Origin of the sequence: Parasphingopyxis algicola, from assembly GCF_013378075.1 — a bacterium.
In the GTDB taxonomy this organism is placed as follows: domain Bacteria; phylum Pseudomonadota; class Alphaproteobacteria; order Sphingomonadales; family Sphingomonadaceae; genus Parasphingopyxis; species Parasphingopyxis algicola.
On the sequence record NZ_CP051131.1, the window covers coordinates 2,038,695 to 2,064,698 of the forward strand.

A 26,004-nucleotide genomic window follows, 5' to 3' on the forward strand; every position below is an offset into this window, starting at 1 on the left:
TAGAGCCCCGTCCGGAGCGATCCGGGCGGGTTTTTCTTTTGGCCGCTACTCAACTCTCGCCGAAATCCCGTTTTGCGAGCATCCAGCTGCCGGTCACCTTGGCGTGCAGCTTGCCGGTTTCGGCATGGACGAAGGTCGACTCGATGACCCCCAACCGCCGCGAACGGTTGAGTACATCGCTCTCGACGATCATCGTGTCGCCCACCTTGATCGGCCGGAAGAAGCGCGTCGAGAATTCCGCGGTCGAATAGCTCTCATCGCCCTGTGCCGTCGACCAGAAAGCGAAGGACTGCCCGGTATCGGCGATGACGTTGACGACGCCGCCCTGGACGAGGCCGTCATATTGGCAATGGTGCATTTCGGGCGTCCATTCGAGCGTGAACCGACCCTTCTCGACGGCCGTGAACACCATGCCCTCGAGCCCCATGCCGTCGATATACGGGGGCGGTCCGCCGCCCTCCACCGTGCCGTCGATTATCGTCCGAATGATCGCGATCGGGTCCTGTTGCATGGGTGCATCATATCATGGCTGTTCGGCGCGGCGAGCGCAGGAGCGTGCGGTTGCAACACTTGCAATTGCTGCAGAAATGTTGCAATTCACCCTTTCCTGAACCTTGGCCCTGCTGGATTCGTCCGGCGGGGCTTTTTATTGGAACCACCGGCCAATATGGTTCGCGGATTAACCTTCTCCGCTAACGACCCGTCCGGCGCGCATTGCCGATCGGCCGGTATCGCGGGCGTGTCGCTAGCGTTGCGACGACAAGACCACGGAGAATCTCCCGCCGCTTCAATGTTTTGAGTTAGGCTCGGCTTAACGCTCTTTGGCTATGAACGGGCGCGACACAGGGGAGGTATATGCGCATGCACCCGGCCGAAGCCCGTTCGGTAAAGCACAGTCTCGAGCTTCGGCGCGCGGAATCCGCCTGTGCCGCGCCGGTCGTATTCCACGACGGCCTGACGATTCCCGAACCGATGCACCCGGCCTGGGACGCGCTGGCCCCCGACGCCGCCGAGCCCAATCCCTTTGCCGAACGCTGGTTCCTCGAGGCCAGCCAGCGATATGCCGCCGGAGACGATGCGTGCCGGATGGCCGTCGTCGGCGACGAGACAGGGCTGGTCGGCATCACCCCGCTGGGCAGACAGAGCAACTATGGCCGGCTGAGCGTCGACCATGTCGAAAATTGGCAGCATGCCAACATGTTTCTCGGTACGCCGCTCATCCGCCGGGGCCGCGAAGAGGCGTTCTGGACGGCGCTCATAACCGCGCTCGACGAAGACGATTGGGCGCGGGGCTTCCTGCATCTCGACGGGCTCGTCGAAGACGGCCCTGTGCATCGCGGTCTCGAAGCGGCCGCGCGATCCTTGGGGAGAGAGTGCGCGATCGTCCATCGCGAGGAGCGCGCGTTGCTGCACAGCGGTCTGTCTCCCGACGACTATCTGAAGCAAAATCTGCGCAAGAAGCGGCGCGACGAGTGCAAGCGGCTGCGCCGCCGTCTTGCCGAGCTCGGCCATCTCGATACGCGCGAATTGCAGGACGCCGGTGAACTCGCCGCCTGGTGCGACGATTTTCTCGAAATGGAGCGTTCGGGCTGGAAGGGGGAGACCGGTTCGGCCCTCTCCTGCTGCCCGGATGCTACCGCCTTTTTCCGCGAGACCCTGACCGCGGCCTTTGCGCGCCAGCGCCTCCATTTCCTCCGGCTGGAACTCGACGGCAAGCCGATCGCGATGCTGACCAGCCTGCTCGCACGGCCCGGCGCATTCGGGTTCAAGGCCTGTTTCGATCAGGACTATGCGCGCTTCTCGCCGGGCCTGCTGCTGCAGATCGACAATCTGCGGATGCTCGACGATCCGGATATCGACTGGCAGGACAGTTGTACGTCGCCCGGCCATCCGGTGGAGAAACTCTGGTCGGAACGCCGGTTGATCGTCCGGGTCACGGTCGATCTCAAGGGCCTGAAACGCCGTCTCGTCCATGCGGGCGCGCGGGCGCTCGAAAAAGGCTCGCGGAAACTGCGCGAACTGATCCCGGGAACCGCCGAAACACAACCGGCGAGGGACGCGGGGAAAAAGGCATGAGCGATCCGGTTTTCGTACCCGAGGCGGTTGCGGACCTGGCCGAAGCCTATCCCGAACAGCCCGTGCCGCTTCGTCACCGGCTCTCCGGACATCCCTTGCTGCAGCCGGACGCATTGATCGCGCTGGCGGGCCGCATGCGCCCCGACGACATGCTCTGCTTCCGCGGCGATATCGCGGTCGATCCGGGTCGCGCCGGAGCGCCGCCCAACGGCCTGTCGGCCGCGGAAACGATCCGGTCGATCGCGACCAACAGGAGCTGGATGGTGTTCAAGGCCGCCGACCAGGATCCCGATTACGGGCAATTGCTGGACGGCCTGCTGGGCGAAGTCGCCGCGGTCGTCGAGCCCGTCACGGGCCCGATGCTCGGCCGCGAGGCCTTCATCTTCGTCTCCTCGCCCGGTTCGGTGACGCCGTTTCACATGGACGGCGAGCACAACATCCTGCTGCAACTGACCGGCGAGAAAAGAATGACCGTCTTTCCGGCGGACGACGAAAACCTCGCGCCCGGCGAGGCGCATGAGGCTTTCCACCTCGAAGGCCATTACAACCTCGTCTGGCGGGACGATTTCGCCGCGCGCGGCACGGCGTTCCGGCTGACCCCGGGCGAGGCGCTCTACGTTCCGGTCAAGGCGCCGCACTGGGTGAAGAACGGCACGGAACCGTCGATTTCCCTGTCGATCACCTGGCGCTCGGCCTGGAGCTATGAAGAGCAATATGCGCGGCAGATGAACGCGATGATGCGCCGGTTCGGGCTCGATCCGGCGGCGCCGAAGCGCTTCCCGCATCGCAACCGCGCCAAGTCGCTCGCCTGGCGGACGGTCGAAAAGGCGCGGCGGACGCTTGGCGGCGCGGGCTAGAAACGCTTCCTGAAACTGAGCTCGACAGTGCGCCCCAGTGCATCGAGATAGCCGGGCTGATAGCTAAGCGGCACGTCGCCATTCTGGTCGGTCACGCGGCGGATACCGCCGAAGACATTATCGATCCGCAGCGCCGCGCGGCTGCCGCGCAGGAACGGCACGTCCTCGACCAGATTCTCCCGACTGTCGAAATTGAAAAACAGCCGCATATTGGCGGTGAAGAGATCGTCGAAAAACAGGTCGCTCGATCCCGGCAAATCCGAGCCGTCGATCCGTGCCGACCCGGTATATTCGGCCGAAATGCGCACCCCGATGCCATTGGCGAACAGGCCGCCTTCCAGTTCGACCGAATGGCGCGCAAGCGGCTCGGAATCGTCGGTCACCGAACCATCGAGCAGGTCGAGTTCGGGAATGTCGGGGCGGATCAGCACCGTCTCGCTGAGCCGCCAATCGTGATACACCGAGAGCCGCCAGCGGCCGCCGCCAGCGCCGGGACGCATGAAGGCGCGCGGACCACCGCCCCTTGCGGAGCGATCGTCACCCGGCGGTCCACCCCCCGGTTCGGCGTCGGGATTGTCTCGCTCGGGACGAGGGCCGCCCGCGCCCGGCGCGCCGCGCCGATCATCGCCGCCGCCACTTCGCCGTCCGTCACCGGAGTCTTCGCGCTCGCCGCCGATCCGGCCCGAAAGATTGATGCCATAGCGGATGCGTTCGGACCGGGTTTGCGCGAAATTGACCGGCCGCGCGTCAATGCCGACCAGATTGCCGGCTCCGTCGCGAACGACCCGGTCGGGAAATGCCGCCTCGATTTCCGGCGTAAGCAGCGGGAAGCTCGCTGTCACATTCTCGCTGCGATTGCGGATATATTCGGCGACGAACCGAATGTCCCGTGAATTGCCCGGCGCGTAGTTGACCCCGAGCTTGAAGTCGCGGCGCTCCTCGGCCAGCAAATCCGGATTGCCGCCGGTGATCCGATCGACGAACACGCTCGTGCCGTTGGTGAAATCGAAAACGCTGACGGCGGGGGTTACGAGCAGCGGATCGCCGAGTTCGTCCACCGAGGGGGCCGCTTCCTCGCCGATCACGCTGACGAGAAAGCTCAGCCCGTCGACCGGTTCCCAGCTGAGCCCATAGCCATATTCGAGCAGGCCGCCGAAATCGCTGAGTTCGGAATAGCCGATATTGCCGTTGATCGAGAGATCCCCGACAGCATCGAGCACGGCCTCGCGGCGGCTGGTCAGCGGAATATCGATATTGGCGCGCGCAAAGCGGCTTTGCCGATCGATATTGGCGGCCGTCACCACGGCTTGCTGCTCGGTCCGGCTGTCGATCGCGCGCCATTCGTATCCGGTCGTGAAACTCAGCGTCACCGTCCCGGCGGGAAGATCGAACGGGCTGCCCGCAAGGTTGAAATTCGCATCGGCATTCTGGGTGACGCTGCGCGCGAAATCGCGGGTGAAGCCGAGCCCCAGGCCGAGCTCGGGTGCGAAGGGATCGAGCGCGGGGTCGCCCGCCGCGATCCGCGCCTGCAGGCCGGAAAGATCGGACGCGCGTTCGGTCCGGATTTCGCTTTCGGCGCGGCTGTAATTGCCGGTAAAGGCCCAGCGGAATTCGGCGAACTGGCCATTGACGGTCAGCCCGGCCTCGGCGTCGCGCGTCGCCGTATCGCGTTCGAGCGCGCCGCCAACGCCCGGTAGGTAGCGGAACAGCGTTTCATCCACCGCGCTGCGCGCAAACGGACTTGACGCGGGTACAGTGAAACGCGCGCCCGGCAGGCCGAGCAGGGCGATACTGTCCCCATGGGTGTATTCGCCGCTCAATGTAGCGCTGAGCGTTTCGGAAAAGCGGTGATTGTAATTGGCGTTGAGCTCCAGCGTATCGCTCTCCGCGATCAGCGTCCGGAAATCGCCATTGTCGACGAACCCGAGATCGTCCGGCTGCGACTGGACGATGCCGCGATCGCCCTCCAGCACGGCGGTTGCCGGCTGATATTCTATGTCGATGTTGAGCCGGTTATCCTCGCCGATCCGGGTAAAGGTCGCCTCGATTTCGCTGGCGATATAATCGCCCTGCGTCGAGCGCGCCTGCTCGATCTCGCCGGTCAGCGCGGCATAGTTCGGCTTGAGAATGAAATTGACGACGCGCTGGTCGGGCCGATAGCCGTAGCGCAGCGCCAGTTCCTCGGGGAATATCTGGACGCGCTCTATCGCTTCGGGCGGCAGATCGCGGATTTCGCGAAAGCCCGATATGCGCTGGCCGTTCAGCAGGATGATGGGCCGCTCTCCGCTCCCTCGGCCGCGCGCCGATCCGGTCTGCGGCGCAATCGCGTCCAGAAGATCCTCGATCGAGGAGGCGCCGTAGCTGGCGATGTCTGCTTCCCCGAGCTCCTGCTCGACCGGGATGTTGCCGACCACCAGTCCACGCAACCGGGTGCCGGTGACGACGATAGGCTCGCCGTCCAGGTCCGCCGTCACATCGGCCGAACCGGTATCGGCCGGCTCTTGCGCTGTCGCCGGAGCACCGAGCATCAGCCAGGACAAGGCGGTCAGATTCACCGGATGGCGGATGATCGGCGGAACGCAAACGATACTCGGCACTGCGCGTTTCTTTCTCAGACTTTTTACACGATTACCGGATATCGCTGTCGTGACCGGCGACCCGATTTCCCTTCTATGCCAAGCAATTGTCGCAGGGATATGTCGAAAGACGGAGCACATGTCGCAAATTGTCGCCGCGCCCGGCAACGGACGATCCGCCCGATGGCCGGCCGACCGAATGGCGCAAACCGCCCGAAATCGGCCAACACCTTCCCTTTCGCGCGCTACCCCGCTATGGCGGCGCGAATTTTCGGGACTATATGGACGGATATGGCAAAAGAAGAACTGCTCGAGATGCGCGGACATGTTGTGGAATTGCTTCCCAACGCGATGTTCCGCGTCAAACTGGAAAATGATCATGAAATTCTCGGCCACACGGCCGGCAAGATGCGCAAGAACCGCATCCGCGTGCTTGTCGGCGACGAAGTGCTGGTCGAGCTGACGCCCTATGACCTGACCAAGGGCCGCATCACCTATCGCTTCAAATAAGCCGGGACGCGCGTCGATGCGCCCGCCGCCACTGGTCCTCGCCTCCGCCAGCCCGCGCCGCCGCGAATTGCTCGCCCGGATCGGCGTCGAACCGGCCGAAACGGACCCCGCGGATATCGACGAGACACCCCGAAGCGCCGAACGGCCGCGTCACTATGCGGTGCGCATGGCGGCGGAGAAGGCGGCCGCCGTCGCGCCGCGCCATTCCGGATCGCTCGTGCTGGCCGCCGACACGGTGGTCGCCGCGGGCCGTCGTATCCTCCCCAAGACCGAAGAAGAGGGCGAGGCGCGCACTTGCCTGAACCTGCTCAGCGGCCGGCGGCACCGCGTCTTGTCAGCCGTTACGCTGGTCGATGCCGAGGGGCAGGCGCACCACAAGCTCTCGACCACGATCGTCACCTTCAAACGGCTGACGGACGCCGAGGTCGCCGCCTATCTCGCCCGCGGCGAATGGCGCGGCAAGGCGGGCGGCTATGCGATCCAGGGTTTCGCCGAATCCTGGGTCCGCTTCCTGTCGGGCAGCCATTCGGGCGTCATCGGCCTGCCGCTGTACGAGACGCGCACCTTGCTCGAACATGCCGGATACAGCCTTGGCTGAGTGGCTCTACGAGGACGGAATCGGCGAAGCGCGCGCGGCGCTCGTCGAGGACGGCGCCATCGTCGAAGCCCATATCGAAACCGAAAGCGGCGGGGCCCGGCCCGGCGCGATCTGCGAAGCGCGGCTGGCCGAAATCCTGCCGAACCGGCGCACGGGGCGCCTCGAGCTTGTCGGCGGCGAGGAGGCGCTGATCGATCCGCTGCCCGCCGGTGTGACCGAAGGCGCAACCCTGCGTGTCGAGATCGTCCGCTCCGCGATCCCCGAACCCGGACGGCGGAAGCGCGCCCGGGCGAAACCGGCGGCGAAGACGAAAACCGCGGCGACGGCGACGGCGCTGCGCGACCGGCTTACCGAGACGGGCACCCCGGTCCAAACGCTGGCGGCTCATGATCCTGACGCATTGGAGGCGGCGGGCTGGTCCGAACTTCTCGAGCAGGCCGCGACCGGCGCGGTGCCGTTCCCCGGCGGCGCGCTGCGCATCGCGCTGACCCCGGCGATGGCCGTGATCGATGTCGACGGCGCGCTGCCCCCGGCGGAACTGGCGCGGGCGGGCGCGAGGGCGGCAGGCGCAGCGATCCGCAAGTTCGATATCGGCGGATCGACGGTGATCGACCTGCCGAGTCTTGCGTCCAAAGCCGAACGGCAGGCGGCCGCCGAGGCGCTCGATGCCGCCCTGCCCCAGCCGTTCGAACGCACGGCCGTCAACGGCTTCGGCCTGTTGCAGATCGTCCGCCGCCGCGTTCGCCCCTCGCTGCTCGAACTCGCCCAGCATGAGAGCGCCCCGACGGCGGCCCGCGCGCTGCTGCGCCGGGCGGAACGCGTTGCGGGTTCGGGCGCGCGAACGCTGACCGCGCATCCGGCGATCATCGCGCATCTCGAAGGCCGGCCCGAATGGCGCGCCGCGCTCGAACGGAGGATCGGCGCGCCGGTCGCGCTCCGAGCCGATCCGGCAACCGGCTTGTGGGGCGGCCATATCAGCGCCGAGCACCCCGCCTGATCCGGCTATTTGCGCGTCCCGAATATTGTGCCAACGTGGCGGAAAGGAGAGGATACGATGCTGACCAGGGGCGACGATTATCCGCTGCACCAGACGCCGGAACCGGTTGCCTATGCGGGCACCGACCGCAATTTCTACGACCGCTATTTCTTCAACGGCTATAGCGAGGACGGCAGCCTGTTCTTCGCCGCCGCGATGGGGCTCTATCCGCAGCTCGATATCATCGATGCGAGTTTCTGCCTGCTGATCGACGGCGTGCAGCACAATATCCGCGCTTCCCGGCGCCTCGGATCGGAACGGCTCGACCTCGCGGTCGGCCCGGTCCGGATCGAGATCGTCGAACCGCTTCGGCAGCTGCGCCTTACCGTTTCGGACAATGACGGCCCGGTCACGGCCGATATCGTCTTCACCGCGCGCCATGCGCCGATCGAGGAGCCGCGCTTCACCCGCCGCAACGGGCCGCGCATGTTCATGGACTATACGCGCATGACGCAAAGCGGCAGCTGGTTCGGAGCCGTCAGCTGCGACGGCCGCGATTTTGCGCTGTCGGGCGAAACGCATCTCGGGACGCGCGACCGGAGCTGGGGCATCCGCCCCGTCGGCGCGCCGGAGTCCCAGCCGCCGCCCGCTGGCTCGTTGCCGCAATTCTACTGGCTCTGGGCGCCGCTCAACTTCTCCCAACACGCCACTTTCTTCCACACCAATGACGATGCCGAGGGGGCCGGGTGGAACCGGCGGGCGGTGGTCGACACGTTGGGGAACGGCGCTACGGATTACGACCAGACCCGGTATGAGGTCCGCTATGCAGGCGAGACGCGGCGCGTCGAATCGCTCCATGTGTCGCTGACGCCCGATGGCGACGCGGCGCTGCTGATCGAGCCGGCGGGCCCCGACTTCCACATGTCGGGCCTCGGCTATACGCACCCGGTCTGGGGCCATGGCATGGATCATGGCAAGCTCGAAACCGCTTACGACACGATCCCGGCCGCCGACGCCGATCCGCATCAGCAGCTGCACTGGCATATCCAGGCCTTTGCCCGGGCGACGCTGACGCTGGCCGGGGAGGAGCATCGCGGCCATGGCGTGCTCGAGCAGCTACTGATCGGGCCACACGCGCCGAGCGGCTTCACCGGATTGCTGGACCCGGCCGGCTGAGATGAACGCCATTCCGACCCGCCCCGAACAGTTCACCACTGCCTGGCTCGAGGACAAGCTCGGCGCGCCGGCGGGCGCGCTCGCCGGTTTCACCGCCAAAACCATCGGTACCGGCCAGATGTGCGACAGTTTCCGCCTGACGCTCGACTGGAACGGTCATGCAGGCCCCGACCGCATCGTCGCCAAATGCCCGAGCGACAATGCCGACAGCCGGCAGATCGCGAAGACGCTGCATAACTATACGCTGGAGATCAGCTGGTACCGGGACCTTGCCGAGGAAATCCCGGTCGCCTGTCCGCCCTGCTATCATGCCGAAATCGCCGAGAATGAGGTCGATTTCGCGCTGCTGCTCGGCGACATGGCCCCGGCCAGGCAGGGCGACCAGCTCAAGGGCGCCGATATCCCGATGATCGAAGCGGCGATTACCGAGGCGGCGAAGCTGCACGCCCCACTCTGGAACTCGCCGCGGCTCGACGATTTTGGCTGGTTCCGGTTCGGCGCGGGAAACAAGCAGCTCGTCCAGGCCCTGCTGCCCGGACTCTACCAAGGCTTCAAGGATCGCTACCGGGCGCGGCTCGGGGCGGAGATCTTCGAGATGGGCGATGCGTTCATCGCCCGGCTCGGCGATTATCTCGACCGGACGCCCGAGGCCCGCACGGTGACGCATAGCGACTTTCGCATCGACAATCTTCTGTTCCACCCCGAAACCGGCGCGGTGACCGTCGTCGACTGGCAGACGGTCGGTATCGGCGTCGGTCCCGTCGATATCGCCTATCTGATCGGGACGAGCATCGCCGATCCGGCCCGGCGGGCGGCGGAGGAAGAAAGGCTGGTCGACGACTATATCGCGCAACTTCGGGCGCTGGGCGTCCCGGCCGATCCGGACCGGTGCCACGAGGATTATCGCCTCGGCGCCTTTTCCGGCTTCGTCATGGCGATCTTCGCCTCGATGAATGTCGAGCGCACCGAGCGCGGCGACGAGATGTTCGCGGTGATGGCCGAGCGGCCGGCGCGACAGATCCTCGATCTCGACAGCCTCGCGCTGGTTTGATTTGTCAGACTTGACCTTCCGGTCGAGCGCCGCAAATTCTTTTGTCAGACCTTCGCTAACGCTCAGGCGCGGCACCAGCCCGCTCCCCCTCCCGGCCTCCCATTGAGTATACCCTGTGGGAGGCCGGGAGGGGGAGCGGGCTGGTGCGGCGAACTTCCGACAGGAAGTTTCTGACAAAAAGGACTCCCGGTGCGGCGCTCAACTGCCAGCGAAAGCCCGACAAACGAATCCCACCTTGCCAGTCCAAGCCGCTACCCCATATGAAAGCCATCATGCCCGGCGCCAATCGATCCAAATCCTGCCCCGTCTGCGGCGCGCAACCGAGCGCCGAGCACAAGCCTTTCTGCAGCGACGGATGTCGTGATCGCGATCTCCTGCAATGGCTGGGCGACGGCTATCGTGTCCCCGGTCCGCCGGCCGATCCCGAACTGCTGGCACGCCGCACAAACGGGCTGGACAGCGATAGCTGACCCAGCCTATAGGCGCGTTTCCCGCACGATCTGCGCCGCATGATCCAGGGAAGTGCCCGGGTAGCTCAGTTGGTAGAGCATGCGACTGAAAATCGCAGTGTCGGCAGTTCGATTCTGTCCCCGGGCACCATTTTTTCCCGTCGATCCCTTAATACGCCACCCGCCTAACCGGCCGGCGCGAAATCGGCCCAGACCGGCAGGTGATCGGACGCCTTGCGCGCGGACGCGCCGTCATGCACGCCGCTGTCGACCGCGCGGAGCCGGTCGCAATGCATGATCCGGTCGAGTCGCGCGATCGGCCGGCGCGCATGGAAGCTGCGTCCGCCGTCCGCGAAGGAAAAGACGCGTCCGAAATCGCGCAGGCAGCCGCCCGCCGCGCTCCATTCGTTGAGATCGCCCATCAGCACGGTTGGAAGACCGTCGCCATGCTGCTCGGCCAGCCTGATGATCGCATGCGCCTGTTTGCGCCGCCACAGGCCCGACAGGTCCAGATGCATGCCGAAGACGCATAGCGTGATGCCGTTATACTCGACATGCGCCATCACCGCGCCGCGCGGCTCGAGCGACGGGATGTGCAAGATGTCGTGCCGGTGGACCGTCGCCGATTTGCGCACGAGTATCGCATTGCCGTGCCAGCCCATCGAGTCCGCCTGCACGTCGAGCGGCACCGGCTGATAGTCGCTGTCGAGATCGAGCAGCAGGGGCGGGATCGCCGCCGACCGGCGGCCGAACCGCCGGTCGGCCTCCTGAAGCGTTATGATGTCGGCGTCGAGCTCCTCCAGCACGCTCAGAATGCGCTGGGGATTGCGGCGCTTGTCCGCCCCGATCGCCTTGTGGATGTTGTAGGTCGCAAGCTTCAATGGGCCAGGCTCCGTTCACTCCCACCATATCTAATGTGTCGATGTGAAAAATCGATTGCGGACGAAGGCCGTATCGCGAGAAATCGACCGACCGGTTCCATTACCCCGGGCGGGCTTGGGCGTGACCGCCGGAAGCCGCGGGCCGACTTGCTCTGGATCAAAGCATCGTCAGGCAAAACCGCTAGCCCGTCACCATCGAGGACTTTTTCGGTTAGGGCAGCGTGGCGGAATCGACGACGAACAGCGATGGATCGACGGCACAGCCGGCCTTCCGGGCGGTCGGCCTGCGCAAGATCTATGATATGGGCGAAACGCAGGTCCATGCGTTGCGCGGCGTCGACCTCGAAATCGGAGCCGGCGAGGTGCTGGTGCTGCTCGGCCCGTCGGGCAGCGGCAAATCGACCCTGCTCAATATCGTCGGCGCGCTCGACCGGCCGACCGCCGGGCAGCTCTGGTACGAGGATACCGAACTGACGGCTTTGAACGACCGCGCGCTCACGCGGTTTCGCCGTGCCCATGTCGGCTTCATCTTCCAATTCTACAATCTCATTCCAAGCCTGACGGCGGAGGAGAATGTGAGGCTGGTGACCGATATCGCGACCGATCCGATGCCCGCGGGCGAGGCGCTGGAGCTGGTCGGGCTGGGCGACCGGCGCGGGCATTTCCCGGCCCAGCTTTCGGGCGGCGAGCAGCAGCGCGTCGCGGTCGCCCGCGCGATCGCCAAACGCCCGCACGTCCTGTTCTGCGACGAACCCACCGGCGCGCTCGACAGCAAGACCGGGGTCAAGGTTCTCGAAACGCTCGCCAATGCCAATGCCGAGCTCGGCGCGACACTCATCATCATCACGCACAATGCCGGGATCGCCGGGATGGCAAACCGCGTGTTCAATTTCCTCGACGGGCGGATCGCCTCGATCGAGGTTAACGAGACGCGCATCTCTCCGCAGGAGATCAGCTGGTGAAGGCGCTCGACCTCAAGCTGCTCCGCGATCTCTGGCGGATACGCGGACAGGCGCTGGCCATCGCGCTCGTCGTCGGCGCGGCGACCGCCACCTTCGTGATGTCGCTCGGCGTCTACCGCTCGGTCATGGAGACGCGCGACATCTATTATGAGCGCAACCATTTCGCCGACGTGTTTTCGGGCATGACGCGCGCACCGCGCAGTATTGTCGGGCGGGTGGAAGCGATCGAGGGGGTGCGGCGCGCCGAGGGACGGATCACCCAATATGCGACGCTCGACATCCCGGGCCGCGTCGACTCGGTCCGCGCGGTGATCAACTCGGTTGGCGAAGGCGGCGAGACCGAGCTCAACCGGCTGACGCTTGTCGCCGGGCGCGGGCCGCGCAGCAGCGCCGCCGGCGAGATCGTGATCGACGAAGCCTTTGCCGAGGCGAACGGCTTTGCGCCGGGCGACGAGATCGATGCGCTGATCTACGGCACGCGGGAACGGCTGACGGTGGTCGGCATCGGCCTTGCGCCGGATTACATCTACGCGATCGCGCCGGGCGAGCTGATCCCCGACGAAAGCCGGTTCGGCATCTTCTGGATGGGCGAACGGGCGCTTGAGGCGGCGACCAACCGGACCGAGGCGATCAACTTCATCTCGATGACCCTGGAGCGCGATGCGTCCGAGGCGGAGGTCATCCGGCGGCTCGATGCGATACTCGCCCCCTTCGGCGGCACCGGGGCCTACGGACGGGACGACCACCCGTCCAACGCCTTTGTCGACAATGAGCTGATGCAGCTCGACGTGATGACGACGACGATCCCGCCGGTGTTTCTGGTCGTCTCGACCTTCCTCGTCTATATCGTGCTCGGCCGGCTGATCAGCACCGAGCGCGAGCAGATCGGCCTGCTCAAAGCGTTCGGCTATACCGACGGCGCGGTCGCCTGGCATTATCTGAAATTCGCGCTGGCGATCTCCGCGCTCGGCGTCCTGCTCGGCTGGGCGGCGGGCGCCTGGATGGGGCGCGGCATGACCGCGATATACGCCGACTTATACCGCTTCCCGTTCCTCTATTACCGGATCTCGCCGAGCACCTTCATGATCGCGGCGCTGCTCGCCGCGGGATCGGCCGTGCTCGGCGCGATGGGCGGCGTGCGGACCGCGATCGGACTGACCCCGGCGATCGCCATGGCGCCGCCCCAGCCGCCGATCTACAAGACGGGTTTCCTCGAACGCATGGGGCAGAAAGCCGGATTTACCAGCATCGGCCACATGATCGTCCGCCATATCGGGCGCTGGCCGGTGCGATCGGCGATTACGGTGTTCGGCGTGGCGTTGTCGCTCGGCCTGCTGTTCAGCACGATGCAGTTTCTCGACGGCACGAACGAGATGCTCGAGGCCAATTTCTTCCGGGCCCAGAATCAGGACCTGACCGTGGCGTTGATCGAAGCGGGCAACGAGGAAGTGCTGCACAATCTGGCGAGCATCCCCGGCGTGCTGCGCGTCGAGGCCACGCGGGCGGCGGCGGCCCGGCTGCGCAACGGCCATCGTTCCGAGCGCGTCGCGATCGAGAGCGCGTCGAGCGATGCCCGGCTCTGGTCGCGGATCGACGCGTCGGGACGCGAAATCCCCTTGCCGCCTGCAGGCTTGATGCTGAGCGGCCAGCTCGCGGCGAAACTCAACGTACAGGCCGGCGACCGGATCGAGATCGATATGCTCGAGGGGCGCCGGATACGGACGCAGATCCCGGTGGTGACAACCATCGACGAATATATCGGCTCGCGCGCCTATGCCGACAGCGCGACCCTCGAAAGGCTGACGCGCGACGATTCCCCGGTCGGATCGGCGCTGCTGCGGATCGATCCGGTGGCGCGCGAGGATATCCTGGACGAATTGCGCGATATGCCGATCGTGCTCGGTGTGACCGAACGCCGCGCGACGCTCGACAAGTTCCGCGAGATGATCGACGACAATATCATCACGATGATCGGCTTCTACATAGCCTTCGCCTCGGCGATCGTGATCGGCGTCGTCTACAACAGCGCGCGGATCGTCTTCTCCGAACGCGCGCGCGAGCTCGCGACGCTCAGGGTGCTCGGCTATCACAAGCAGGAGGTCGGCCTGATCCTGCTCGGCCAGATCGCGCTGCTCGTGGCGCTGGCCGTGCCCGTCGGCTGCCTGACGGGCTACTGGCTGGGCCAGGGCCTCGCTTCGGCGTTTAGTTCGGATCTGTTCCGGCTGCCGTTCGCGCCGACGCGCGGGACCTATGGCTTCTCGATCGTCGTGGTTCTCATTGCCGCCGCGCTGACGGCGCTGATCGTCGCCCGGCGGGTGGCAAGACTGGATATGGTACGTGTATTGAAGGCGCGCGACTGATGCTTGAAAAACTCAAACGCTGGCGGTGGGCGATCCTGATCGCCGCCCTGTTCATCATCGGCCTCGGCTACAGCTTCTGGCCCGAAGCCGTGCCCGTCGACACCGGCGACGTGACCCGCGGCACCATGATCGTCGGGATCACCGATGACGGGGTGACGCGCGTCCACGATTCCTACATCGTCTCGGCGCCGGTCGGCGGTTATGTGACGCGGATCGAGATCGAGCCCGGCGATTCGGTCGTCGCGCGCGATACCGTCATCGCGCGCATGGCGGGCCGGCCGTCGACCCCGCTCGATACGCGCTCGCGGCGCGAGCTGCAGAACGCGCTCGCCGCCGCCCGCGCCGCCGAACGCAGCGCCCGGGCGCAGGTCCAGAGCGAGATCGCCTCGCTCGACCTCGCCCGGCGCGAACTGGAGCGGGCCGAGACCCTGGCCGAGCGCGGTTTCCTGCCGCAATCGCGGCTCGATGCCGCCCGCACCGAAGCCAATGCCCGCCGCGCGGCGCTCGCGGCCGCCCGGGCGAATGTCGAGCAGAACCGCTCGGAGGTCGGCCGCATCCGCGCCTCGCTGAACGAACCCGCTGCCGGCACGCCGACCGGCAGCGGCCCGGTCGCCGTGCGCTCGCCGACCAGCGGGACCACGCTGCGCGTGCTGCACGAAAGCGAAGGCGTCGTCGCCGAGGGCACACCGCTCGTCGAAATCGGCGATCCCGAGCAGATCGAAGTCGTCGTCGACCTTCTGTCGCGCGAGGCGGTGCGCGTCCGGCCCGGCGCACCCGTCGCGATCACCCGCTGGGGCGGCGATGAGGCGCTGGCCGGGCGGATCCGCCGGATCGAACCGTTCGGCGAACTCAAGATCTCGGCGCTCGGCATCGAGGAGCAGCGCGTCAACGTCATCATCGATTTCGACGAGCCGCTCGAGAGCATCGCCCGGCTCGGCCATGGCTATCAGGTCGACGCGACGATCACCGTTTGGAGCCGCGACGACGCGCTGCGCGTCCCGATCGGCGCGATCTTCCGCAGCGGGGCCGACTGGCACGTCTATGTCGTCTCGCGCGGCCGCGCCGTCGAACGGCCGGTCGAGATCGGTCAGATCAACGACGAGCATGCCCAAGTGCTGGGCGGCCTCGAAGAGGGCGACGACGTGATCGTCAATCCCGGCAACCGAGTCGCCGACGGGCGCCGGATCACGCGCCGCAATTGACGGGCGTCAATCGCGCGAACGCCGTTTTCAACTACGGTCTCCGCGGCGCGGGGCCGGGAGATGAACGATGAAGGTAAAGGATGTAATGCATGACGGCGTGGCTTGGGTCGAACCGGACACGCTGCTCGCCAAGGTCGCCGAAACGATGCGCGACGAAGATGTGGGATCGATTCCCGTCGGCAAGGATGATCGCCTTGTCGGCATGGTCACCGACCGGGATATAACGATCCGCACGCTCGCCGACGGCAAGGACCCGCTCCAGCTCACCGCCGGCGAGGTGATGACGGACGAGATATTCTATTGCGCTGCGGACGAGGAGGTCGAGGACGCGGTCCGCATCATGGAAAATAACGAAATCCGCCGGTTGCCGGTCATCGACCATGACAAGCGCATGGTCGGGATGCTGAGCATGGGCGATGTCGCGGCGCGCGCGCCCGCGTCGCTGTCGAGCGAGATGCTGAAGGCGGTGTCCGCGCATCACGCCTGACTGCGGGCGGGCCCCGTCAGCCGATCCCGGCCCGGTCCCGGGCGGTGTGCACCAGGCTCGCGCGGTCCTGCCCGGCATCGATCGGCGTCCAGCCGACGGGGCCGGTGTCCGCACGCGCCTGGGCCTGAACGACGGCAACGGTCGCGTCCGAGGGATTGGGACCGCGCGCCGTGACGCGCTCGGCCCGGATATCGGTCGGCGCCTCGAGCCAGAGCCCGGTGAACGCCGCACCGCAATCCTTGGCCAGCTGCGCGATTGCATCGCGCTCGGCGCTCTCGAGGAAGGTCGCGTCGGCGATGACGGTGCTACCGCCCGCCAGGGCGCGCCGCGCGTCGGTCCGCAACCGCCGATAGACGTGCTGCGAAACGTCTCCCGCATAGACGGATGGCGGCAGCGGCTGTTCGGGCAGGACGCCGAACAGCCGTTTGCGAATCATGTCTGATGAGATCACCACGGCCTGGATGGGCGCGGCCAGCGCCGCCGCAACCGTCGATTTGCCGGTTCCCGATCGCCCCCCCACCGCGATCAGCCGGGGCGTCCCCGCCCGATCGCCATAGGCGCGCGCCAGATCGAGATAGGTGGTCGCCGGACGGTCCTTCATCGCCGCCACCAGCGCCCTGACCACCGCGCGGCAGGATTTGAACATCGGCAACAGACCCGCCCCGCGATAGTCCCGTGTGACCGAGAGATAGCGATTGAGCAGGCGGTTCGCCGCAGCGCCGGCGCCCGCATGTTCGAGATCCATGAGAAGGAAGGCGAGATCGTACAATATGTCGATCTCGGTCATGTCGGGATCGAATTCGATGGCGTCGAACGGCACCGGCCGGCCTTCCCAGAGACAGATATTGGCGAGATGCAGATCGCCGTGACAGGCGCGCACAAAGCCGTGCCGCCCGCGCGCATCGAGCAGCGGCGCATACCGCTCCAGCATGCCGTCCATCTGCCGGCGCCAGGCGGCGAGATCGGCAAGATCGATCCGCGATGTGAGCAGCGGCTGCGTCGCATCGAGCAGGTTATGCTCGATCGAGGCAAAGCGCGCCGATCCGTTCCGCTTGATGACCCTGTCCGCCCCGGCATGCGCGGCGGCGACGGTGTCGGCGAGCGCATCGACCAGTTCGTCCGTCAGCCGGCCGTCGGCCACCAGGAGATCGAACTGGTCGCGCTCCGCGAAGCGGCGCATTTCGACGACCCAGTCGACGATCTCGCCGCCCGTGCCGAAGGCGAGGCCAGCGGGCGTCCGGCTGATCGGGCGAACCCCGACATAGAGCGTCGGCGCGACGCGGCGGTTGATCGCATATTCGGCGCGGCAGGCCTTTTCCCGCAGCGCCACGGTCGAATAGTCGAGAAACGGCAGTTGGATCGCGCGTTTCAGCTTGAACACGCGGTCGGGCGTCAGGAACAGCCGGGAGATATGCGTTTCAAGGGTCTCGACCGGCTGGCCGTCATGCGTCGCGGAGCACGCCAGAAACGCGACGGTATCGGCCTGGTCCCGCTCGGCGGCTTCGCTTGAACCCGATATCTCCGTCATAACGGGCACTCCGACCTGAAAGCGTCATTGACGGCCGATATATGGGTGGCGCGGCGATCCTGGTCCTTGCGCCAGATCAATGCCATGCCGGCGGAAGGGAGACATGCACGCGAGATGGCTGATTTTTTCGAGGAAATGACGGATCGCGCGGCGCACGGCGATCCCGTGCCCACCGCAGTCGTCCATCCCGTCGACCGCCGCTCGCTGGGCGGCGCGCTCGCCGCCGCCGAAGCCGGGTTCATCGCGCCGATATTGGTCGGCCCGCGCACCAAAATAGAGGCGGCCGGGATCGGTACCGGCGCCCACCGGATCGTCGACGTGCCGCACAGCCATGCCGCGGCCGCCCGCGCCGTCAAGCTCGTCCATGAGGGCGCGGCGGGGGCGCTGATGAAGGGCGCGCTGCACACGGACGAAATGCTGGCCGAGGTCATCGCGCGCGACACGGGAATCCGCACCGAACGGCGGATCAGCCATATCTTCGTCATGCGTACGCCCGCCTATGCCAAACCGCTGCTGATCACCGACGCGGCGATCAATGTCATGCCGGACCTGCTCGCCAAGCGCGACATCGTCCAGAATGCGATCGACCTGGCGCTGGCGCTCGGGATCGAAACGCCGAAGGTCGCGATCCTCTCGGCGACCGAGGAGGTCAATCCGCGGCTGTCCTCGACGATCGATGCCGCGGCGCTGTGCAAGATGGCGGATCGCGGACAGATCGAGGGCGGCCTGCTCGACGGCCCGCTCGCCTTCGACATCGCCGTATCGCCCGACGCGGTGGAGGCGAAGAAGCTGAAATCCGAGGTAGCGGGCGCGGCCGATATTCTCGTCGTCCCCGATCTCGTCGCCGGCAACATGCTCGCCAAGCAACTCGACTATCTGGGCGGGGCCGATGCGTTCGGCATCGCGCTCGGCGCGCAGGTGCCGATCATCCTCACGAGCCGCGCCGACGGCGTCGAGGAACGCAAGATATCGGCGGCGCTCGCCAAGCTGGTCGCGGAGCGGGCGAGCCTTTGACCGACGCGCTGCTCGTCCTCAACGCCGGGTCCTCGAGCGTCAAATTCGCGCTGTACGCGGCCGCGCAGCCCGGCGGTCCGCCGCTGCTCGCCGGCCAGATCGAACGGATCGGCGACGCTCCCAGTCTCGCAATCGGCGATACGTCCCTGGCCTTCGGGCAATCCGGCGACGGGCATGCCGCGCTCATCGGGCAACTGCTCGACGCAATGGACGGCTTGGCGCCCAACGATATCCGGATCGCCGGAGCCGGGCACCGGGTCGTCCATGGCGGTGCCCGGTTCGACGCGCCGGTCCGGATCGACGACGGCGTGATCGCCGAACTGACCGCGCTGTCGCCGCTCGCTCCCCAGCACCAACCGCACAACCTGGCAGGGATCGAGGCCGTCGCCGCCGCCTATCCCGATATCCCCCAGGTCGCCGCCTTCGATACCGCCTTTCACCGCACGCAGTCCGAAGTAGCCGAACACTACGCCCTGCCGCGCGATTATGCCGATAACGGCATGATCGCCTACGGTTTCCATGGCCTGTCCTACGCGTCGATCGCGCTGCGCCTGCCGGCGTTGCTCGGCTCGGGCGCCCGCCGAGTGGTGGTTGCCCATCTCGGCCATGGCTGCAGTATGGCAGCGCTCCTCGACGGGCGCAGCGTTGCGACGACGATGGGCTTTACCGCGCTCGAGGGCCTGCCGATGGGCACCCGCTCCGGCAGCATCGATCCGGGGCTCGTGCTCCATCTGCTGTCCGAGCGCGGCATGGAAATCGATGCCGTCCACCGCCTGCTCTACAAGGAATCCGGACTGCTCGGCCTGTCCGGGATCAGCGGCGATATGCGCGACCTGCTGGCGAGCGACGCGCCCGAGGCGCGGTTCGCGGTCGACTATTTCGTCGATCGCTGCGCGCGCGCTGTCGGTTCGCTGGCAGTATCGCTCGACGGGTTAGATGCGCTCGTCTTCACCGGCGGGATCGGCGAAAATGCGGCCGAAATCCGCGAGGCTGTCGCCGCCCGCCTCGCCTGGCTCGATATCCGGCCGCCGCTAGCGATCGCGACGGACGAGGAAGGCGTGATCGCCGTCGCGACGGCGCGTCTGATTTAGTGATGCATCAATAGCGGGAAGCGGTCCTGGCCGAGCATGGCGCGCGTGACGCCGCCGAACACCGCCTCGCGCAGCCGGGAATGGCCATAGGCGCCCATCACGATATAGGTGGCGCCGATGTCGCTAGCCTTTGCAATCAGGCTGTCCGTAGTGCGTCCCTGCTTCTCGATTGCGGCGACGTCGACGGCGAGCCCCAGCAGGTCGAAATAGGCCTTCGATTGGGCCACGTCGAAGCCCCGCCGCATCGATGTCCCGACGGTCACGAGATGAACAGCCGCGGCCCGTTTGAGCAGCGCGATACTGCTTCGGACCGTCCGCGTCGCCTCGATCGATCCGTCCCAGGCGACCATGACGGGCCCGGCCGGATCGAAATTCTCGAAACCCGTCGGAACGGTGAAAACCGGCGCCCCGGCCGAGAGCGCGACCTCGCCGACAAAGGCGCGCGCAATTTCCGGGTGATGGTCTTCGTCCGGCGCGCTCACGACGATCAGGTCGGCCAGCACCGATTCTTCGACCAACGCCTGGACCGCGCCGAGCGCGCAGCGCCGCCAGGACCAGGATATGCCTTCCCCATCCAGCCGCGCTTCGATCCGGTCCTCCAGCGCGTCGGCCTGCTGCGCCGCCGCATGGACGATATCGCCGACCACCCCGCCATCGTCCCAGTTCGCCACCGGATAGCGCTCGCCGACCAGGTTCGCGACGGTGGACGGTTGCGAACAGGTCAGATGACCATCGAGCAGCCGTACGACCGTCAGCGCGGCCTCGAGCCGGCTGTCCAGTCCGGCGTCATCGTCGACATGCAAGAGGATCGTTTTCATCGTCGGGCTCCACGGCTGCGCCTGTGCGGCATCTTACCGCCATCGAAACGCCCGCCGCGTTGATGCCGGTCAAGTCGGCCGCCGGGACCTCGTCGGCACTGCCTACCGCCGGCTCCTAGTCGAAACCCACGGCGGACAGCAGCCCCATCATCGCGTCGCGACGCTCGAGCGCCATCATCGGATTGGCGCGGGCGATGCCTTCGGCCGTCGCATGCGGATAGGCGCGTTTGATGTGTCCGGCGATCCTGTCCGCCTCTTCGCGATAGCCGCCCGCAAACACGGTACACAAAGAGCCGACCATCACCATCAGATCGCTGTGCGGCAGCTCCATCGCCTTGATTCCCCATTGTGCCGCCTCGTCGATCTGGCCGCAGGCGAAAAGCGCGATCGCCTTCGTCGCGTACATGCTGTGGAGCAGCGGATCGTGGGGGCTGAGCGCGATTGCGATGTCGACATGGTGAAGCGCCTGCTCGCCCTCGTCACCGAGCGCGTGCATCGTCGCCAACGCAGAATGCGCGGTCGAATAGTTGGGGCAGTGCGCGATCGAGCGCTCGAGCCAGATCACCGACTCCGACGAATCCTCGACCAGGGACGCGGCCCGTCCGCGCGCCAGATTGGCGAAGGGGTCGAACGGATCGCTCGCGATCGCCGCTTCGGCGGTTTCGAGCATCCGTTCGGCCGCATCGCCGACACCATCCCAAGTTGTCTCGATAATCTGCAGCCAGTGGGTGTGCGAAACGCCGGCCAGCGCGCGTGCGAAGTCGCGATCGCCGGCGAGCGCCTGCTCGAAATAGCGCCGCGCCGCCTCGTTGTTCGCCTTGCCGCGCAGGAACATGCGCGACACGCCGAGATGATAGGCCTGCCAGGCGGTCAGCTTTTCCGGTACGAGCAGGCGCGCCCGCTCGGCCTCATGGCTGGAAATCTGTATTTCGACGCTGGAAAGGACGCTGGCGACGATGTGCTGGCGGATTTCGTGGATCCCGCCCAGTCCGGTGTCGAACCGTTCCGCCCAGACGACCGTTTCCTCCCGCGTGTCCGCGAGTTCGACGAGCACGACGACCGCGTCGTCCCGGATATCGACCGAACCGGATACGCAATAGCGGGCGTTCAGCTGATCGCCCACCTGTGCGAGATCGGCGGACATGGACGGGAAGCGGAAGCTGGAGCCGCGCGAAATGACGCGGAGCCAGCGCAGCCGTGACAGGGCCGTGATCAGTTCGTCGGGCAAGGCCTGGGCGATATTGGCATGCGGCGAATCGGCGCGGACCAACCGGAAGGGAAGCACCGCGATCGTCGGGGTTTCGTCGACAGGACCGTCCGGCCGTCCATCCGCTTCAGGACCGGAATTGCCCGCGCCGGCCACCGCTGGCGACTGCGTGGAGACATCCGCGGCGAACCGGAATCCCTTGCCATAGACAGTCTGGATGAAACGCTGGTCCCGCCCGTCGTCGCCGAGGATCTTGCGGAGCGCCTTGATCTGGCTCGACAGTGCCGAATCGGAGATCGCCCGCCCCTGCCAGATATGGTCGACGATCTCGTCCTTGGTCACCAGGTTCGGATGCCGTTCGACGAGCAGGAACAGCAGGTCCAGCGCCTGCGGCTGGATGAGGACCGGCACGCCGCGACGCCGCAGTTCGAACCGGCCCGGATCGAGTTCAAGACCCTCGAACCAGTATATCATGATCCTGCTTTCACTGTCTCGCACCCCGAAAAACAGGCTGCATCCATATTCTGTCTAAGATTGCCAGAGATATCCGTGCAACCTCTTCCTCCCGTAGCGATCGCGCCGTGCATCGCCGCCGTCCGTCTGCTGAGCCGCCAAATCCGGGATGGAAGTCGGCGGCGGCTCTGGGTCGCTCGCGGACGGCGAGCGTTTCGGGCGCATGCGTGCATCCTGGCGGCCTCCCTTTCGCACGGCCGCCGGGATGCACGTTTTTTCCCGCGAGCGGAAGGCCGGCGGACTCCCGGATGCAATTTGATACATCTTCATGCCGCACGCGACAGCGGTTTGCTTCGCAGAAGCCTGCACATCGCCGGTCGCGCGCGCATCCGATACCGGAAAATCGTTGCTGTACGATATTGCTGACTTGCATTCCAATAAGCGCGGTCGCACTGTCGGCGCGCATCCGATCCTGAAGCAGCCCGTCTATCCATGACCTCCCAATCCGGCCATCCGCATCGCCGCAGAAATCCGCTGACCGGCGAATGGGTGCTCGTGTCTCCGCACCGACTGTCGCGGCCCTGGGAGGGCCAGCGCGAAGACGCCGAACCGCCGGGGCCGGCCTTCGATCCGGACTGCTATCTGTGCCCGGGCAATGCCCGCGCGAACGGCGCGGTCAATCCGGCCTATGATGGCACGTTCGTGTTCGACAACGACTATCCGGCGCTGCTTCCCGAAGCCGGTGGAACGCGCGCCGACGATCCGCTCTTTGCCGCCGAGCCCGCCGAAGGCACGTGCCGCGTCCTCTGCTATTCGCCCGATCATTCCAAGACGCTGGCCGAGCTTCCGGTCGAAGCGTTGCGCGCCGTCGTCGATTGCTGGGCCGAGCAGAGCGCGGAGCTCGGAACGCGCTATCGCTGGGTCCAGATTTTCGAGAACAAGGGCGCGATGATGGGATGCTCCAATCCCCATCCGCACGGCCAGATCTGGGCGACCGGCCATATCCCCGACGAGGCGGCGATCGAGGATCGGAGGCAGACGAACTATTTTGCCGCGCATGGCCGTGCGCTGCTCGCCGATGTGGCGGCGGGCGAGGCCGCGGACGGCGAACGGACCGTGATCGAGACCGATCGCTGGATCGCTGTCGTCCCCTATTGGGCCTCATGGCCGTTCGAAATGCTGCTGCTGCCCAAGGCCGATATCCGGCGCATGCCCGATCTCGACGACGATGCGCGCGACGATCTCGCGGCGGCGCTGAAGGCGCTGACGACGCGCTACGACAATCTCTTCCGCTGCAGCTTTCCCTATTCGATGGGCTGGCATGGCGCGCCGTTCGTTGACGGCGAGGACGCGCATTGGCGGCTCCACGCGCATTTCTATCCGCCGCTGCTGCGCTCCGCGAGCGTGCGCAAATTCATGGTCGGATACGAGATGATGGCCGAAGCCCAGCGCGACCTGACCCCCGAACAGGCGGCGAAGATGCTGCGCGCCGCCGATGCGATCCATTACCGCGAAACGGACACGCCCGGGGCATGACCGCGCCTGAATCCGTCCTTGCGCAGACGGCCGCCGCATTTCGCGATGCCTATAGCGCGGACCCGGCACTGGCCGCGCGCGCGCCCGGCCGCGTCAACCTGATCGGCGAGCATACCGACTATAATGACGGCTTCGTCCTGCCCTGCGCGATCGGGTTCGAAACCGTCGTGGCGATCGGCCCATCGGACCAGCCGGGCATCGAGGTCATGGCGCTCGAGTTCGAAAACGCGCGCGACCGGTTCGATCCGGCCGCGCCCATTGCGCCGCTCGCCCAGGGCGCCTGGCAGAACCATGTCCGCGGCGTCGCGGCCGAACTCGCGCGGCGGGGCATCGTATCCGCCAATGCCCGCCTCGCGATCGGCGGCAATGTGCCCCAGGGCGCCGGATTGTCCTCCTCCGCATCGCTGGGCGTGGCGGCGGCGACCGCGCTCGCAGCCTTTGCCGGGCAGAAACTCGACCCGACCCTCGCCGCGAAGGTCGCCCATGCGTCGGAAAATGATTTCGTCGGCTGTGCCTGCGGGATCATGGACCAGCTGGTTTCGGCCCGGGCCGACGCGGGAAGCGCGCTGCTGATCGACTGCCGGACCCTGGCGACGCGGCCCGTCCCCGTACCCGACGGACTGGCGATCGTGATCGTCCATTCGGGGGTCGAACGCGGGCTCGTCGACAGCGCCTATAACGAGCGCCGCCGCCAGTGCGAGGCCGCCGCCGGCCATTTCGGCGTGGCCGCCCTGCGCGATCTGGATGCCGCGCGGCTCGAGGCGGATCGCGGAACGCTCGATGACACGGTGTTCCGCCGGGCCTGCCATGTCGTGACGGAGAATGACCGGGTCCGCGCGTTCGTCGACGCGCTCCGCTCGGCGGATCTGGACGCGATGGCCGCGCTGATGGCCGCCTCCCACGCCTCGATGCGCGACGATTTCGAAATCACCGTGCCCGCCATCGACGATCTCGTCGCGCTGATCGTGGACACCCTCGGCGGCCGGGGCGGCGCGCGGATGACGGGCGGCGGCTTCGGCGGTTGCGTGGTCGCGATCCTGCCCAAGGCGCTGACCGGGACCGTGCGGGATGCGGTGGAACGGGGCTATCGAACGCCGGCGGGCGGCACGGCGGCGGTAACGATCTGCGAGCCGGCCCGCGGCGCCGAACTGCTGCAAACATGGTAGGGGGCCCGGACGATCCGTCGAATCCGTTATTGATCAGTTTTCCAATAAGGTGCACATTCCAACAATGCCGAGCGTCGACATAGCCGGCCAGCAGCACTGGCACGACCGCGCCTTCCCGGAAATCCATGCGCAATCGGGCGGCGATGCCCTGCCCGAGCTGCTCCACAGCGAACGCACCGCGATCGATGCCTCGCTGGCCGGAACCGGCGCGATCCTCTTTCGCGGCTTCGGCATCGCGACCGCCGAACAGTTCGATGCAGCGGTCGAAGCCTATGGCGCGCCCAATTTCGCCTATGACTATTCGCTGTCCAACGCGGTCCGCATCAACCTGACGCCGCGCGTCTTCACCGCAAACGAGGCGCCGCCCGATACGAGCATCTATCTGCATCACGAAATGGCGCAGACGCCGCTCTACCCGTCGAAACTGTTCTTCTTTTGCGAGACGGTCGCCGAAAGCGGCGGCGCGACGCCGATCTGCCGGTCGGACATCCTGCTCGAACGGCTGACGGCCGAAAAACCCGAGCTCGTCGATGCATTCGCCGCGAAGGGCGTGCGCTACCGCAACGTGATGCCGGACGAGAATGACGCGAGTTCGGGCCAGGGCCGAAGCTGGCGCGCCACCCTGGGCGTGGAAAGCCGGAACGCGGCCGAGGCGCGGCTGCGCGCGCTCGACTATGATTGGGAATGGCTGGACGGCGGCGCGCTGCGGGCGATTACGCCGGTGCTGAGCGCGGTGCGGACGCTGCCCGACGGCCGCGCGGTGTTCTTCAACCAGCTGATCGCCGCCTATCGCGGCTGGGCCGACAGCCGCAACGATCCCAAGCGCACCATCACCTTCGGCGACGGATCGGCGATCGATCCGGGCGACATGGCTCTCGCCATCGCGATCGCCGACGAATTGACCTTCGATATTCCTTGGCAGGACGGCGATGTCGCGCTGATCGACAATTTCCTCGTCATGCACGGGCGCCGGCCCTTTACCGGCAAGCGCCGGGTCCTCGCCTCGCTGATCGCCTAGGGCCGAAGGACG

At 66.5% G+C, this 26,004-nt stretch carries 23 protein-coding genes and 1 tRNA gene; 18 read left to right on the forward strand and 6 right to left on the reverse strand.

The window, feature by feature from the left end:
* Window positions 1–49: 49 nt before the first annotated feature.
* Window positions 50–511, reverse strand: coding sequence for a PaaI family thioesterase (locus HFP57_RS10100; RefSeq protein ID WP_176869650.1), 462 nt, complete (start codon window positions 509–511; stop codon window positions 50–52).
* Between the two features lie 344 nt (window positions 512–855).
* On the opposite strand from HFP57_RS10100, the gene HFP57_RS10105 reads away from it, so the two are divergent.
* Complete coding sequence (locus HFP57_RS10105; RefSeq protein WP_176869651.1) at window positions 856–2,076, forward strand: GNAT family N-acetyltransferase; 1,221 nt, start codon at window positions 856–858, stop codon at window positions 2,074–2,076.
* Complete coding sequence (locus tag HFP57_RS10110) at window positions 2,073–2,933, forward strand: cupin-like domain-containing protein (RefSeq protein ID WP_176869652.1); 861 nt, start codon at window positions 2,073–2,075, stop codon at window positions 2,931–2,933. The genes HFP57_RS10105 and HFP57_RS10110 overlap by 4 nt, the downstream gene beginning before the upstream one ends.
* Here HFP57_RS10110 and HFP57_RS10115 read toward each other — a convergent pair.
* The gene (locus HFP57_RS10115) at window positions 2,930–5,530 is read right to left on the reverse strand and encodes a TonB-dependent receptor (protein WP_176869653.1); all 2,601 of its coding nucleotides are present in this window, start codon (window positions 5,528–5,530) and stop codon (window positions 2,930–2,932) included. The two genes, HFP57_RS10110 and HFP57_RS10115, sit on opposite strands and share 4 nt — an antisense overlap.
* A 270-nt stretch (window positions 5,531–5,800) precedes the next feature.
* On the opposite strand from HFP57_RS10115, the gene infA reads away from it, so the two are divergent.
* The 7 genes from infA (at window position 5,801) to HFP57_RS10150 (ending at window position 10,420) form a co-directional block, all read left to right on the forward strand.
* Window positions 5,801–6,019, forward strand: coding sequence for a translation initiation factor IF-1 (infA, locus tag HFP57_RS10120; RefSeq protein WP_176869654.1), 219 nt, complete (start codon window positions 5,801–5,803; stop codon window positions 6,017–6,019).
* Between the two features lie 16 nt (window positions 6,020–6,035).
* Window positions 6,036–6,617: a Maf family protein gene (locus HFP57_RS10125; protein WP_176869655.1), complete on the forward strand. Its 582-nt coding sequence runs from the start codon at window positions 6,036–6,038 to the stop codon at window positions 6,615–6,617.
* The gene (locus HFP57_RS10130) at window positions 6,610–7,614 is read left to right on the forward strand and encodes a ribonuclease (RefSeq protein WP_176869656.1); all 1,005 of its coding nucleotides are present in this window, start codon (window positions 6,610–6,612) and stop codon (window positions 7,612–7,614) included. Before HFP57_RS10125 ends, HFP57_RS10130 begins: the two co-directional genes overlap by 8 nt.
* Window positions 7,615–7,671: 57 nt before the next feature.
* Entirely contained in the window at window positions 7,672–8,769 is a 1,098-nt protein-coding gene (locus HFP57_RS10135; RefSeq protein ID WP_176869657.1) for an Rv3169 family protein, read from the forward strand.
* A gap of 1 nt (window position 8,770) precedes the next feature.
* Window positions 8,771–9,820, forward strand: a complete 1,050-nt coding sequence (locus HFP57_RS10140; RefSeq protein WP_176869658.1) for a phosphotransferase — start codon at window positions 8,771–8,773, stop codon at window positions 9,818–9,820.
* A gap of 272 nt (window positions 9,821–10,092) precedes the next feature.
* Entirely contained in the window at window positions 10,093–10,290 is a 198-nt protein-coding gene (locus tag HFP57_RS10145; RefSeq protein ID WP_176869659.1) for a DNA gyrase inhibitor YacG, read from the forward strand.
* 54 nt (window positions 10,291–10,344) lie between these two features.
* Window positions 10,345–10,420: transfer RNA gene (locus HFP57_RS10150), tRNA-Phe, on the forward strand.
* Window positions 10,421–10,454: 34 nt separating this feature from the next.
* Here the strand turns inward: HFP57_RS10150 and HFP57_RS10155 are convergent.
* Window positions 10,455–11,150 carry an endonuclease/exonuclease/phosphatase family protein gene (locus HFP57_RS10155; RefSeq protein ID WP_176869660.1) on the reverse strand — a complete coding sequence of 232 codons (696 nt, stop codon included), beginning with the start codon at window positions 11,148–11,150 and terminating at the stop codon, window positions 10,455–10,457.
* 221 nt (window positions 11,151–11,371) lie between these two features.
* Here HFP57_RS10155 and HFP57_RS10160 point away from each other — a divergent pair, with 221 nt between their 5' ends.
* The 4 genes from HFP57_RS10160 to HFP57_RS10175 all read left to right on the forward strand — a co-directional run bounded on the left by HFP57_RS10160 (window position 11,372) and on the right by HFP57_RS10175 (window position 16,161).
* Window positions 11,372–12,112 (forward strand): ABC transporter ATP-binding protein, encoded by a 741-nt coding sequence (locus tag HFP57_RS10160; protein ID WP_246263035.1) that lies wholly within the window; start codon window positions 11,372–11,374, stop codon window positions 12,110–12,112.
* Window positions 12,109–14,472 carry an ABC transporter permease gene (locus HFP57_RS10165; protein WP_176869661.1) on the forward strand — a complete coding sequence of 788 codons (2,364 nt, stop codon included), beginning with the start codon at window positions 12,109–12,111 and terminating at the stop codon, window positions 14,470–14,472. Before HFP57_RS10160 ends, HFP57_RS10165 begins: the two co-directional genes overlap by 4 nt.
* Complete coding sequence (locus HFP57_RS10170; protein ID WP_176869662.1) at window positions 14,472–15,674, forward strand: efflux RND transporter periplasmic adaptor subunit; 1,203 nt, start codon at window positions 14,472–14,474, stop codon at window positions 15,672–15,674. The genes HFP57_RS10165 and HFP57_RS10170 overlap by 1 nt, the downstream gene beginning before the upstream one ends.
* Before the next feature lie 67 nt (window positions 15,675–15,741).
* The gene (locus tag HFP57_RS10175; protein WP_176869663.1) at window positions 15,742–16,161 is read left to right on the forward strand and encodes a CBS domain-containing protein; all 420 of its coding nucleotides are present in this window, start codon (window positions 15,742–15,744) and stop codon (window positions 16,159–16,161) included.
* A gap of 16 nt (window positions 16,162–16,177) precedes the next feature.
* Here the strand turns inward: HFP57_RS10175 and HFP57_RS10180 are convergent, their stop codons facing one another.
* Window positions 16,178–17,689 (reverse strand): bifunctional aminoglycoside phosphotransferase/ATP-binding protein, encoded by a 1,512-nt coding sequence (locus tag HFP57_RS10180; RefSeq protein ID WP_176869664.1) that lies wholly within the window; start codon window positions 17,687–17,689, stop codon window positions 16,178–16,180.
* A gap of 114 nt (window positions 17,690–17,803) precedes the next feature.
* Here HFP57_RS10180 and HFP57_RS10185 point away from each other — a divergent pair, with 114 nt between their 5' ends.
* Both HFP57_RS10185 and HFP57_RS10190 read left to right on the forward strand, forming a co-directional pair.
* Window positions 17,804–18,703, forward strand: coding sequence for a bifunctional enoyl-CoA hydratase/phosphate acetyltransferase (locus tag HFP57_RS10185; protein ID WP_246263038.1), 900 nt, complete (start codon window positions 17,804–17,806; stop codon window positions 18,701–18,703).
* Window positions 18,700–19,794, forward strand: a complete 1,095-nt coding sequence (locus HFP57_RS10190) for an acetate/propionate family kinase (protein ID WP_176869665.1) — start codon at window positions 18,700–18,702, stop codon at window positions 19,792–19,794. Before HFP57_RS10185 ends, HFP57_RS10190 begins: the two co-directional genes overlap by 4 nt.
* On the opposite strand, the gene HFP57_RS10195 is transcribed toward HFP57_RS10190, so the two are convergent.
* Together HFP57_RS10195 and HFP57_RS10200 are read right to left on the reverse strand one after the other, a co-directional pair.
* The gene (locus HFP57_RS10195; protein ID WP_176869666.1) at window positions 19,791–20,612 is read right to left on the reverse strand and encodes a universal stress protein; all 822 of its coding nucleotides are present in this window, start codon (window positions 20,610–20,612) and stop codon (window positions 19,791–19,793) included. The genes HFP57_RS10190 and HFP57_RS10195 overlap by 4 nt on opposite strands.
* A 115-nt stretch (window positions 20,613–20,727) precedes the next feature.
* Entirely contained in the window at window positions 20,728–22,293 is a 1,566-nt protein-coding gene (locus tag HFP57_RS10200; RefSeq protein WP_176869667.1) for a winged helix-turn-helix domain-containing protein, read from the reverse strand.
* A gap of 471 nt (window positions 22,294–22,764) precedes the next feature.
* Between HFP57_RS10200 and HFP57_RS10205 the strand changes: the two genes are divergently transcribed.
* The 3 genes from HFP57_RS10205 (at window position 22,765) to HFP57_RS10215 (ending at window position 25,992) form a co-directional block, all read left to right on the forward strand.
* A complete protein-coding gene (locus tag HFP57_RS10205) occupies window positions 22,765–23,808 on the forward strand; it encodes a UDP-glucose--hexose-1-phosphate uridylyltransferase (protein WP_176869668.1) in 1,044 nt (347 codons plus the stop codon).
* Window positions 23,805–24,974 carry a galactokinase gene (galK, locus tag HFP57_RS10210; RefSeq protein ID WP_176869669.1) on the forward strand — a complete coding sequence of 390 codons (1,170 nt, stop codon included), beginning with the start codon at window positions 23,805–23,807 and terminating at the stop codon, window positions 24,972–24,974. Before HFP57_RS10205 ends, galK begins: the two co-directional genes overlap by 4 nt.
* 64 nt (window positions 24,975–25,038) lie before the next feature.
* The gene (locus tag HFP57_RS10215) at window positions 25,039–25,992 is read left to right on the forward strand and encodes a TauD/TfdA family dioxygenase (RefSeq protein WP_176869670.1); all 954 of its coding nucleotides are present in this window, start codon (window positions 25,039–25,041) and stop codon (window positions 25,990–25,992) included.
* Window positions 25,993–26,004: the final 12 nt, after the last annotated feature.

Excerpts from the sequence above, each read along its gene's own strand:
- HFP57_RS10105 (WP_176869651.1), top strand. The coding sequence starts at position 856 with ATGCGCATGCACCCGGCCGAAGCCCGTTCGGTAAAGCACAGTCTCGAG.
- HFP57_RS10135 (WP_176869657.1), top strand. The coding sequence starts at position 7,672 with ATGCTGACCAGGGGCGACGATTATCCGCTGCACCAGACGCCGGAACCG.
- HFP57_RS10110 (WP_176869652.1), top strand. The coding sequence starts at position 2,073 with ATGAGCGATCCGGTTTTCGTACCCGAGGCGGTTGCGGACCTGGCCGAA.
- HFP57_RS10215 (WP_176869670.1), top strand. The coding sequence starts at position 25,039 with ATGCCGAGCGTCGACATAGCCGGCCAGCAGCACTGGCACGACCGCGCC.
- HFP57_RS10170 (WP_176869662.1), top strand. The coding sequence starts at position 14,472 with ATGCTTGAAAAACTCAAACGCTGGCGGTGGGCGATCCTGATCGCCGCC.
- infA (WP_176869654.1), top strand. The coding sequence starts at position 5,801 with ATGGCAAAAGAAGAACTGCTCGAGATGCGCGGACATGTTGTGGAATTG.
- HFP57_RS10175 (WP_176869663.1), top strand. The coding sequence starts at position 15,742 with ATGAAGGTAAAGGATGTAATGCATGACGGCGTGGCTTGGGTCGAACCG.
- HFP57_RS10200 (WP_176869667.1), bottom strand. The coding sequence starts at position 22,293 with ATGATATACTGGTTCGAGGGTCTTGAACTCGATCCGGGCCGGTTCGAA.
- galK (WP_176869669.1), top strand. The coding sequence starts at position 23,805 with ATGACCGCGCCTGAATCCGTCCTTGCGCAGACGGCCGCCGCATTTCGC.
- HFP57_RS10140 (WP_176869658.1), top strand. The coding sequence starts at position 8,771 with ATGAACGCCATTCCGACCCGCCCCGAACAGTTCACCACTGCCTGGCTC.
- HFP57_RS10100 (WP_176869650.1), bottom strand. The coding sequence starts at position 511 with ATGCAACAGGACCCGATCGCGATCATTCGGACGATAATCGACGGCACG.
- HFP57_RS10145 (WP_176869659.1), top strand. The coding sequence starts at position 10,093 with ATGCCCGGCGCCAATCGATCCAAATCCTGCCCCGTCTGCGGCGCGCAA.
- HFP57_RS10125 (WP_176869655.1), top strand. The coding sequence starts at position 6,036 with ATGCGCCCGCCGCCACTGGTCCTCGCCTCCGCCAGCCCGCGCCGCCGC.
- HFP57_RS10180 (WP_176869664.1), bottom strand. The coding sequence starts at position 17,689 with ATGACGGAGATATCGGGTTCAAGCGAAGCCGCCGAGCGGGACCAGGCC.
- HFP57_RS10185 (WP_246263038.1), top strand. The coding sequence starts at position 17,804 with ATGGCTGATTTTTTCGAGGAAATGACGGATCGCGCGGCGCACGGCGAT.
- HFP57_RS10195 (WP_176869666.1), bottom strand. The coding sequence starts at position 20,612 with ATGAAAACGATCCTCTTGCATGTCGACGATGACGCCGGACTGGACAGC.
- HFP57_RS10205 (WP_176869668.1), top strand. The coding sequence starts at position 22,765 with ATGACCTCCCAATCCGGCCATCCGCATCGCCGCAGAAATCCGCTGACC.